General features: G+C 47.9%; 9 protein-coding genes. 3 read left to right on the forward strand and 6 right to left on the reverse strand.

The annotated features are described in order from the left end of the window. Positions 1-188: 188 nt before the first annotated feature. The gene (locus tag IPF95_11210) at positions 189-1,652 is read left to right on the forward strand and encodes an O-antigen ligase family protein (protein ID MBK6475257.1); all 1,464 of its coding nucleotides are present in this window, start codon (positions 189-191) and stop codon (positions 1,650-1,652) included. Here the strand turns inward: IPF95_11210 and IPF95_11215 are convergent. Continuing rightward, positions 1,640-2,662, reverse strand: a complete 1,023-nt coding sequence (locus tag IPF95_11215; protein MBK6475258.1) for a hypothetical protein — start codon at positions 2,660-2,662, stop codon at positions 1,640-1,642. The genes IPF95_11210 and IPF95_11215 overlap by 13 nt on opposite strands. Positions 2,663-2,730: 68 nt before the next feature. Beyond that, positions 2,731-3,279, reverse strand: a complete 549-nt coding sequence (vanZ, locus tag IPF95_11220) for a VanZ family protein (protein MBK6475259.1) — start codon at positions 3,277-3,279, stop codon at positions 2,731-2,733. Between the two features lie 339 nt (positions 3,280-3,618). Here vanZ and IPF95_11225 point away from each other — a divergent pair, with 339 nt between their 5' ends. Then, entirely contained in the window at positions 3,619-4,086 is a 468-nt protein-coding gene (locus IPF95_11225) for a hypothetical protein (GenBank protein MBK6475260.1), read from the forward strand. Positions 4,087-4,147: 61 nt separating this feature from the next. Here IPF95_11225 and IPF95_11230 read toward each other — a convergent pair whose 3' ends face one another. The 3 genes from IPF95_11230 to IPF95_11240 are packed head-to-tail and all read right to left on the reverse strand — an operon-like array spanning position 4,148 to position 5,374. Then, positions 4,148-4,450, reverse strand: a complete 303-nt coding sequence (locus IPF95_11230; protein ID MBK6475261.1) for a hypothetical protein — start codon at positions 4,448-4,450, stop codon at positions 4,148-4,150. Continuing rightward, the gene (locus tag IPF95_11235; protein MBK6475262.1) at positions 4,392-5,213 is read right to left on the reverse strand and encodes an IS4 family transposase; all 822 of its coding nucleotides are present in this window, start codon (positions 5,211-5,213) and stop codon (positions 4,392-4,394) included. The genes IPF95_11230 and IPF95_11235 overlap by 59 nt, the downstream gene beginning before the upstream one ends. Beyond that, positions 5,171-5,374, reverse strand: a complete 204-nt coding sequence (locus IPF95_11240; GenBank protein ID MBK6475263.1) for a DUF4372 domain-containing protein — start codon at positions 5,372-5,374, stop codon at positions 5,171-5,173. Before IPF95_11240 ends, IPF95_11235 begins: the two co-directional genes overlap by 43 nt. Positions 5,375-5,504: 130 nt before the next feature. Here IPF95_11240 and IPF95_11245 point away from each other — a divergent pair, with 130 nt between their 5' ends. Beyond that, positions 5,505-5,786: a hypothetical protein gene (locus tag IPF95_11245; protein MBK6475264.1), complete on the forward strand. Its 282-nt coding sequence runs from the start codon at positions 5,505-5,507 to the stop codon at positions 5,784-5,786. 495 nt (positions 5,787-6,281) lie between these two features. On the opposite strand, the gene IPF95_11250 is transcribed toward IPF95_11245, so the two are convergent. Further along, positions 6,282-7,770: choice-of-anchor B family protein (locus IPF95_11250; GenBank protein MBK6475265.1), on the reverse strand; the 1,489-nt coding region annotated here is incomplete at its 5' end.

The raw sequence follows: 7,770 nt of genomic DNA on the forward strand, positions 1-7,770 counted from the left end.
GTGGTCATTGTGTAGCTTATGATAAACGTACTTCTCTGGATCATCTACAACAGAGGTTCTTTGATGTTCGGCGTTCTGGAAGACAATAACCACCAAGATCATTCACTGAATGAATAAGAACGGCATGCCTACTTTGTACGCAGTAGTTTTTTGAGGATCGATCAAGGCTTTGATCAACCTCACTGGCAATGGCTCTGTTCAAAAGGATCAATAGCACCAATCTCAGTTCTTCGGATCGATCGATCTGGTTGTTATTGGTCGTTACGGCATTCTCTATTCCGCTATCGTTGAAACTCTATTCAACTGAAAGGGATCTTGAAGTGATATTTCCAGCTGAACTACTTGTAGGGTTAACGGCGCTATACGTGATCATACGCTGGGTGGTATCACAACGCGCCAGATCCGCTCTGGATATGCAAGCGCTGAAACATCCGATCGTGATCCTTATTGCGCTGGATCTCATGATCAGCGTTGTGAGTTATTGGGGTTCGGATGAACCAATGGTTTCATTGAAGTGGCTCGTGGTGCGCACTTCCTATGTGTTGGTTTTCTTCTTGGTTCCGTTACTGATACGCGAGTTCAATAAGGAGAAGCTTGTTAAGTTATTGACCTACCATGCGTGGGCATTGATCCTGGTGGTCATTTGGGTCTTCAAAGCAGCCTTCGAACAAGGCTTTGATCGCAATGTTGCGAACTATTCCTGCATGCCGTTCTACAATGACCATACGATCTATGCAGCGGCGCTCGTCTTTTCATTGTTCACATTCTTGATCAGCGTATTTTCCCGAAAGGAAGAAGGTGCGTCGCTCTTCGGTGGTGCAGTAACTGTTGTTCTGGTTTCCGTTGTGGTGATCGCTCTTGTATTGTCCTACACGCGGGCAGCCTGGTTGAGTGTTGTCGTGGTTGTTATTCTCGGTGTTGTACTACTCATTCGGCCGAGGCCTGCTGTATGGCTTGGCTGTACCTTGATCATAATGCTCGTTGCAATTTTTTCATGGCGTCCATTGCAAAAGGCAGCGTTGGAACATAAAGGCGATGCGGACGCGGACAACGCTGGGATCTCCGAAGTGCTTTGGTCGTACGCTAACATATCAACTGATGCCAGCAATAGGGAACGTTTAGTGCGATGGTCCAGCGCCTACTCAATATTCTTGGCCGATCCATTCCTCGGATGTGGACCGGGCATGTTCAAGTTCAAGTATCCGCTATATCAGGATCCGGAACACGCAAGCTTCAGGACCGTGCCGCAACCAACTTCGGCATACATCAGTAGAGTTTGGGAACCGACATCAGACCTTATTGTAAGGGACAACCCTCAGAACTTGTACGTCGATCCCGGTACAGCGCATTCCGAATACCTATTGGCTTTGAGTGAACGCGGACCGGTTGCATTGTCCTTGTTCATCGGGATCTTTGTTGCTATGGTTCTACGCTATGTTGACCGGATCCGCGAAATGACCGATCGATCAGCGATGATCCAATTCCTTCTGGTTGTACTGGCCATTCTGGCCTATGGTGTTCACGGATTCTTCAACAATTATCTTGATGATTGTAAAATAGCTTTTCCCTTGTATTTTTTTCTGGTACTCTTCATTCGTATGGATCAGCACCAGTTCGGAAAAAACGTTCCTGCTGGCGGTCAGCTCCCATGAAGTGTATTCAGTGAAACCCAATTTTCTTTGAACTGGGTTCTTCGAACACGCCAGAAAACGAACCCTCCGAAAACCATGACCATAGCGATCAAGAGCGCTCCAAGGATCCTTTGCAGAATGATCATGTTCGGTTCTGTCGAAATGTCCGGCATCGCTTTGCGGACAAGATGAATGCCCGGTGCCAATTCCTGGTCCTTTAGGGTTTTTGCGATCTCCTGAAGTTTTAGAGCGCCTATCAATTCCGCATTCGCGGATTCAACCCGGTTCATGATCCCGGTCAATTTGATCTCCAGATCAGTGAGTTCCCCATCCGACCGAAGGCTCTGTGCTTTGTCCAGCGTCGCCGATAGTACGCTAAGCTGTGTATCGAAATTCGCCTGATCCTGGGCGATCAGTTTTTCATAGGAGCGGATCAAGATCTCCTGTCGACCCCTGAAATCAGCTAGGCAACGCTGAAAGAGATATTGCGCTGCACCGTTGGCAATTTCAGCTGCGAATAAGGGGTCTTGATCCTGAACAACTATGTTCACCGTGAATTTATCGATCTGTTTGGCTCTGATCCGGGCGTTCATGAATTCGTAGCAGATCAAGTTGCCGTTCGGAACGTTAGCACCAATTCCATAATGTGTTCGAAGGTCGAATTGTTCATTCAAATGATCTTGGAAGCTGGTGGAAGCAAGTTCGCTGAGCACCCAGAGAAGATCAGCAGAAGGTTCAGGAAAAATACTCGCCTCGCCAACAATCGTGTTCTTTGGTTGAACGAATATGGAAGTGTAGGATGTGTAAAGAGGCGGCGTTTCCATAGCGATCGCGATGAAGCATGACGAAAGAGCCACAATTGCAACCGTTATCCACGTGCCCTTCTTGCGCAAGTATTCCAACAAAGTTTCATGGTCATGCTTCATTCCGGTAGGCTCGGACGTGTCATCAGCATAAAACGCTGTTTCGGGATCCAAGAAAGGCTTTGGCTCGATCCTATTTGGCCGTGCGGGTCGTGTCACTGTTTCCATGTCTAAGTGTTACTGTTTCCTCTAAATGGAATAGATCGATTTTTTTAAATATATGGTTAATGGACGGTTCATCTTGATCCAGATTGCTCAGGCCAATTTCGTGTTCCGGTTCCAAAGAGCATAAAACATACGAATACCAAGGATCCCAGCGCATTGACCCGAAGGTCACTTACCGCATCCAACTCCAACTGGAATGGGGGCCTGCCATTAACATAGTTCTGGAATAACTCGTTCGTGTACCCGATCAAATTGAAGATCAACACAACAATTATGATCGTCCTTGCTTTTGGCCATTTGGGCATGTAAACGTTGAAGTAGCACGTGGTCAATAAACAGATCACGAGTGCGAAGGATCCATGTTCCACAATGTTGATCATACGCTCGATCCCATCGTTGAACTGGAATTGACGTGATCTGTTGATGACGATGAAAAGCAAGTATAGGATGAATATGCTCGTGTAGGTCTTGTGGCCCTTAAGGTTGCGATACAGTGGACGGCTCTGTAGGAATTCGATCACTACAATGAAGAATACGGCATAGGAGTAGAGGAAGTAGTGCCTTCCAATGGTAATGATGCAAAGTGCAAGAATGAAGAAGAGTCGAGCAGGTGTGAGCATGTGGTTCAATACAGTACTTTCAATAAGACTGTGGGATCTATGAATGGTTGCTCTCCCCGGAATGGCAAGTGGGTCAAAATGTCGGATCTAAATGGATGACCATAGTAAGATCGAGGTGGCCTTGGTCGTGCTGTTCTCTCGATATACCCAACTGACCTATCTTTGGCCGATCAAGAAACACTAAAAGCGGATCTTCATCCCAGAATGAAGCCGTTGGATCGAAAAACGAATTACAGCAACCACATTCAAGAACGGTGGCTTTGGAGATTTCCCGATCTATTCGTTCTGTTGGTTCGCGTAAACCTTAAAACTAACCTACTAACAATTAATACTGCTTGGATGAAACAACTTTTCACATTACTCTTGATTGCTTCCGTGGGATACTGCTCTGCCCAAAAAATGGAGGTCTTCGTTAAACCGGAAACAGCTGAACTGTACGTGCAATCCGTCAAATCGGGCAATAACAAGAAAGTTAATCTAAAGACCGCGAGCATGGGTGTGCTTGCAGTAGCGCCCGATCATGTTACCGAAGGAAAAACCTTCGCAGAACTTGCAAAGGTTGGTGGTGAAACATTTACGTTCGAACTGAAAAAGATTTCCCCGCTACCAGCGGGTTATACTTCCAAGAAACTGGAACTGGGGCAGATCACGGACGCTACCGGTTTCGTGGAAAAACCGGCAAGGAACGGTTTGTACGGTATTCATTTGGCTGCTACTGAATTGAACAGCGCGCAATTCACAACAGGATTGGCTACTACGGCATCAGAATTCGGATACACTATTCACTGCCGTCCGGAACAATCCTAGCTCGGCAGATTGACGTTCTGGAAGACCTGGTTTTGTTGAACTGGTCTGCTGGACACTAAAGTTAGGGTGGTCCGAAGTTAAAAAACGTAAGTTGTTGAGTTGGTGGCGATCCGAAAAGTGTAGGATCATCAGGGCTCAGCAACAATTCCTTTAGATCCACATAACGCATTAAATGCAATCGCACTAGGCCCACCATCGTTGAATATGCTGGCTGGATCTTGAAGGAGAATAATTTGCGCTTGATCGTTACCAATAGATCCGCGATCAAGGCGCACCAGATCTGGATCCGGATCGCGTTCTCATTGTCACCTAGGAAGTCGGTAAACTTCAGGTTCTGCTTTGAGACGCTTGAATAGTATCTCAATTTGCCACCGCTGTTTATAGGCTTGGGCTACGTTCACCGGTCCCATTTTACCCATGTTGGTAATGAATTGCAAGGTGCGTTTGAAGGTCTGGTCGTAGTAGGTTATCAAGCGCAACAGTATAGGGTTGAGTTCGCCTTCGTGGCCCAGCAGAACCCATTGGTCTTTGAGTACTCCAGCCTTCTTGGCGCTTGCGCTTACCGTGCGATCGCGAAGTATTTGCACCGTGCTTCGCAGGTTTAGGCGCGTAACAAAATGCACCCCGGTCTTACCCCAGTGCCTATACAAAGGGTAGTTCATGTACGCCTTGTCGAACACCAATATGGTTCCCTTGGCCATGTTCTTGAACTCAGGCATGAACTGCTTGTCGTTGGTGGCCGCTTTGGTAATCCGAATCAGAGATGGCACTTCTTCAGTAAGGTGCATACCCATGTGGACCTTCACCCCGCCCTTGCGTTTTCCGTCGGCAGGAGTGCGCCCACAAGCCTTCATGATCTCTTTGAAAAGTGTAATTGTGGTTGAGTCTACCAAGAACAAATTACGTAGCCAACGTTCGTTCTTTGGCAAACTGCTGTCCGATAAATAGTGTCTATATCGGCGGTATATGTCCGCAAAAACCCTAGCGAACAACTCTGGTGGCCGCTTCTTATTCGCATCGCTTACGGTGCTGCGTTTGGGCAGGTGAGTAAACCCCAAGTGTTTCAGACCTTCGCTATAACCCGCTAAACCACTGGTGAGTTCGCGAAGCCCTGAAGTTCTTTGCAACACGGCAAAATCATAGACCCCATCAAGGTCCATGTATTGAGCTTCTTTACAGCGAAGTCTGCACCGGTTTCAACTACCGCATTATGGAAGTCTTTTCGGTTGATAAGCGATAACAGCTGTCCGTAAACCGGAGTTCCAGCCTTTGCCTTAATTTTGCCCATGGTACCATTAATTATGGAAAGGGATCCGCGACGCAATCAGGGGTCCCTTTCCTATTTTAGCAGTGCAAAATTATCCGGTCCGTTCTATTGTTCCGGACGGCAGTGATACACTATTGATGGATCCGGTGGAATGTTCACCGATAAGGATGCCAGTGCCAAGTCTGACTTCGCCATTGGCGGTAACCTCATTCAATGGTCGAAAGAAACAGCCGGCGATGGCTACCAGGTCAGCCTGATCGTGGAATGGTCCGTTTATAGTTTTGCTGAGAAGAAGGTGGTCATGAAGATGGAAGGAGCTGGTTTTTCCGACGCCGGATTAACCAATTATAACCAGTCCTTGGTCATTGGCATGCAGGATGCGATCAGAGCGCTATTGAATAGTGCGGAATTCCAAGCGCTGGTGAAGAGTTAAGTGAACCATATTTAAGATTTTCGGATCCCGAAGAAGCAATTCTTCGGGGTCCTTTTTTTTGGGTTCGGTCACGGATCGATCATACACGTCCGCAATTATCTCGTCCCACTTTTGATGGAGTCCTGGGGTTAGTGAAATGCAAGGCTTCATTAGGGTGGAATGATCTGTTCGCGGAGCGCGGATTAGTGTTCACGGCTGACCCCTTTACCGCCTTATGTGGTGAATTCATCCGGTTATTCCCCCAACCTCCGTACATTCGCAGCCGAAATCCAACGAAAAATGGCACAGGACCCACAGGCGCAAGCCATCCGTAAGCGCAAGGCTACCCTAAAGATCGCACGTTTAAAGGCTGCCAAAGAGGCTGCCGAGCAGAAGGACGGCAAAAAGGAGAAGACGGCCTAGACAATACAGTTCAACACCGGTAAGCCCGGTGTTTCCGAAGATGCCCGGCTTTCACGCCGGGCTTTTTGGCTATGCTGTTCAGCAAATGGCCGATCAAGGAAGCTGTTCGGTTCGGATATTCGTGGGCACAACCCCTCCAATATTGGTGAGAATAATGTCCCGGTCGTTGTCCTGTCCGGTATAGATCACATTGCCATCCATATTAACGTCCGTAGTGCGGTACCCGCTCACAGTATTCGTTGGCACTATACCACCGATCTCAGTAAGGATGGGGTCGCGGTCATTGTTTTGGCCCGTGTACATCAATTCATCGTCGAAAACCGTATTCCCCGCCCATAGCACGTTCCGCCCGACCGACGCATAAGTCGCCTGTGTGCCGAACAGCGGTACACTGCCATTACCAAGGTCGTAATTGCGCACCGCTACGCTGATCTCAACCGGTGAAGCGGACATAACACCTAAATGGTTCCGATGACGGACCGCAACATGATATTGACCTACAGCTACATCGAACTGAACGGGCGAGATGCCGTCCACACCTACGATATCACTGTCGCGTTGCAGTAATGCACAGCGGCTCGTACGAATGATCGAAGGGTCAACAGCATCCCGTAATTCCAGGATCACCCAATCGACGATCGCATTGGGTCCGGTAACTGCTAATACCGCAGGTGCTATGGTCTCACCTCCAGCGTTGTTAGTATGAGAGTAACCCAATGACGTATAGGGCTCTTGCAAAGGGATCAAACCTTGGGAACGTAATTCATCATCCATGAGGCCGTTTGATTCGTTGTACGGCCCTTGCAACGTAGCTCTTATGTTAACGGAAAGTTTAGGTCGCAGAACGAATAGACCTTCGTAGATGCTGCTCACGATCACGATACCGCTTTTGAAGAACGGGTAGTTTCCCCAAGCACCATTATAGCTCCGTCCATTGTTCGCAGTGTATGTATCGAACATACCTACCATGCTCAATTGCGCACTTGCCACATTGATGGGGTCCAGGATATGCAAGCCGCTCGTATAATTCGCTTCCCAGACCAAGCCCTTGGTAACGTACAGGTTATGATCATAGCTGGCGTTGGGGCCACTGTAATAACCAATGTATACAGGAACATCCAGGTTCTCGATATTGAAAATGTGGGTGCGTGTATTGTAATTGCCACTGGCTTCATCGCCTTCGTCATTCATCAAAAGGAATCGGTGGTCTTCGGTCATCCAGCCTTGGTGGCATAGACTCCGGACAGTATAAACGGGCGTTGTCGCTATCATATTGATATCGGTCTTGTCCGTTACATCAACGATCGTAACACGGTCATTGGCGTTGATGTGGAAGTTGAAACTGATCTTCTTCCCTACATGTTCAGTATCCGGTCCGTTATATGTGAAAACCGTGTTCTCATGGATGTACCCTTCCTGTGTGAAGGTCCCTTCCAGAACAGGGACCAAGGGGTTGCTTACATTAATTACCAGCAAGCCACCTCCGCCAACATTGGATCCAACAACATACACGTATGGTTCCGTTTTGTCTGCGAAGATGGTATGGCTATTCCCGAAACCACCGTAATGCGCATCTTCCGTG

Source organism: Flavobacteriales bacterium (genome assembly GCA_016704485.1).
Taxonomy (GTDB): domain Bacteria; phylum Bacteroidota; class Bacteroidia; order Flavobacteriales_F; family PHOS-HE28; genus PHOS-HE28.